A 2649-nucleotide genomic window follows, 5' to 3' on the forward strand; every position below is an offset into this window, starting at 1 on the left:
CCTGTGCGACCGCCTCCTCGGCGACCTCGTCGATGCCGTTGTAGGGGGCCGTGCCGTCCTGCAGATCGATCGTCCGGTAACCGAACTTCCAGTTCCACTGGAACGCCGTCACGTCGACGACGACGTTCGGGTTGTCCTCCTTCTCCAGGACGTAGTTCTGGACCACGACCGTGAAGTAGAAGAGCACACACACGGCGACGAACGGCGCCGCGGTGTAAGCCAGTTCCAGAGGCACGTTGTATGCCGTCTGACGCGGGAACTCCGGGTCGTCCTTCCGACGCCGGTAGGCGATGATCACCCAGAAGGTGAGTGCCCACACGAGAATTCCCATGACGAGGGCGGCGACAACCGACCACGTCCACAGTTCACGCATACGCTCGGCCTGAGGAGTGATGCCCTCCGGCCAGCCGAAACGAAGGATTTCTTCGCTCGAGCACCCGGTCAGCACCAAGGCTGCAATGCCGAGTGATGCTGCGAGCCCGAACCGCCGAAGGATCCGACCTTGCGCCACGTTCACGCCTTCCTGATCGCCGCAATTCCACTAGGGCACACCCGGAGGGCCGGCCCAATTACTACGCAGCGTAGACCAAACCCGGGCGCTATCCATCGCCGGGGCACGAAGAAAGTGTCGGGGTGGGCGTTTCGACCGGAAGACCCGGCTCGTGACGTCGGTTTTCTCTTGTGGGCCGGCCGGTCGTCGGTGGCAACCGGGCGCGGCTGCCCGGCCTCGACCGTCTGCGGCATACTTCGATAGAACCAACGCCGGACCCCGAGTGGTAGTTCCCGGTGTCATGCGCGGTGAGGTGTCTCGCGCTGGGCACCCACCGGGGTTCATCGCGACACCCCGACCGGAATGAGGTAACCCACGCGTGTGCGGATTGCTCGGGTTTCTGACCACTGAGGGCACCAACGACGACGCCGTCGCGAAGGTGGACGCCGCGATGCACTGTCTGCGCCATCGCGGCCCGGACGAGCACGGCACCTGGCACGACGCCGACCTCGTCTTCGGATTCAACCGCCTGTCGATCATCGACATCGCGCACTCGCACCAGCCGCTGCGCTGGGGCCCGCCGGAGCAGCCGGACCGCTACGCGCTGACCTTCAACGGTGAGATCTACAACTATCTCGAACTGCGCAAGGAGCTCACCGAGACGTTCGGTACCTCCTTCGCGACCGAAGGCGACAGTGAGACGATCGTCGCGGCCTACCACCACTGGGGTGTTCGCGCGGTCCAGCGCCTGCGGGGCATGTTCGCCTTCGCGATCTGGGACACGCACACCCGCGAGTTGTTCGTCGCCCGCGATCCGTTCGGCATCAAGCCGCTGTTCCTCGCGACCGGCACCGGCGGCACCGCCTTCGGCAGCGAGAAGAAGAGCCTGCTCGAACTCGCCGACGTGGTCGGCATCGACACCGAGCTCGATCCCCGGGCGATCGAGCACTACACGGTGCTGCAGTACGTTCCCGAGCCCGAGACGCTGCACCGGCGGATCCGCCGCCTGGAGTCGGGCTGCTACGCGCGCCTCACACCCGGCGCCGAACCGGAGATCACGCGGTACTTCCACCCGACCTTCCCGGTCCGGCCGTTCGCCGCCGGCCGGGAGCAGGATCGCTACCGTGAGATCGCCGAGGCCCTCGAGGACTCGGTCGCCAAGCACATGCGCGCCGACGTCACCGTCGGGTCGTTCCTCTCGGGCGGCATCGACTCCACGGCCATCGCCGCGCTGGCGATGCGCCACAACCCGAAACTCATCACCTTCACCGCGGGTTTCGAGCGGGAGGGCTACTCCGAGGTCGATGTCGCGGCCGAATCGGCCGCCGCGATCGGCGCCCGGCACGTGGTGCGGGTCGTCTCCCCCAGTGAGTTCGCCGCGGCGATCCCGGAGATCATCTGGTATCTCGACGACCCGGTGGCCGACCCCGCGCTCGTCCCGCTGTGGTTCATCGCCCGCGAAGCCCGCAAGCACGTCAAGGTCGTGTTGTCCGGTGAGGGCGCCGACGAGCTGTTCGGCGGCTACACCATCTACCGCGAGCCGCTGTCGCTGCGGCCGTTCGAGTTCCTCCCGCCCGCGCTGCGGCGGGCTGCCGGGAAGCTGTCGGAGCGGATTCCGGAGGGCACCCGCGGCAAGAGCCTGCTGCACCGCGGCTCGATGACGCTCGAGGAGCGCTACTACGGCAACGCCCGCAGCTTCAACGACGCGCAGCTGCGGGCGGTGCTGCGCGAGTTCCGTCCCGAGTGGACCCACCAGGACGTCACGGCGCCGATCTACGCGCAGTCGAGCGGCTGGGATCCGGTGGCCCGGATGCAGCATCTCGATCTGTTCACCTGGCTGCGCGGCGACATCCTCGTCAAGGCCGACAAGATGACGATGGCCAACTCACTCGAGCTGCGTGTGCCGTTCCTGGACTCCGAGGTGTTCCGGGTGGCCTCGCAGGTGCCGTCGGAACAGAAGATTACGAAACAGACGACGAAGTACGCGTTGAGGCAGGCATTGGAGGGCATCGTCCCGCCGCATGTGCTGCACCGCGCGAAGCTGGGCTTCCCGGTGCCCCTGCGGCACTGGCTCGCCGGCACGGAGTTGTTCGACTGGGCGCACGAGGTGATCGCCGAGTCGCAGACCGGCCACCTGCTCGACAAGGTCGCCGTCGCGA

The 2649-nt window shown here is 67.1% G+C and carries 1 protein-coding gene and 1 pseudogene; one reads left to right on the plus strand and one right to left on the minus strand.

Going from position 1 to position 2649, the window contains the following annotated elements; genetic code table 11:
* A pseudogene (locus R1101_RS0120725) lies at positions 1–517 on the minus strand (cytochrome c oxidase subunit II); the annotation flags it as partial.
* A gap of 352 nt (positions 518–869) precedes the next feature.
* Between R1101_RS0120725 and asnB the strand changes: the two are divergent.
* The coding region (gene asnB / locus R1101_RS0120730) for an asparagine synthase (glutamine-hydrolyzing) (RefSeq protein WP_016935197.1) at positions 870–2649 on the plus strand (1780 nt) is incomplete at its 3' end.

This window comes from Rhodococcus sp. R1101 (assembly GCF_000278445.1).
Lineage (GTDB): Bacteria > Actinomycetota > Actinomycetes > Mycobacteriales > Mycobacteriaceae > Rhodococcus > Rhodococcus gordoniae.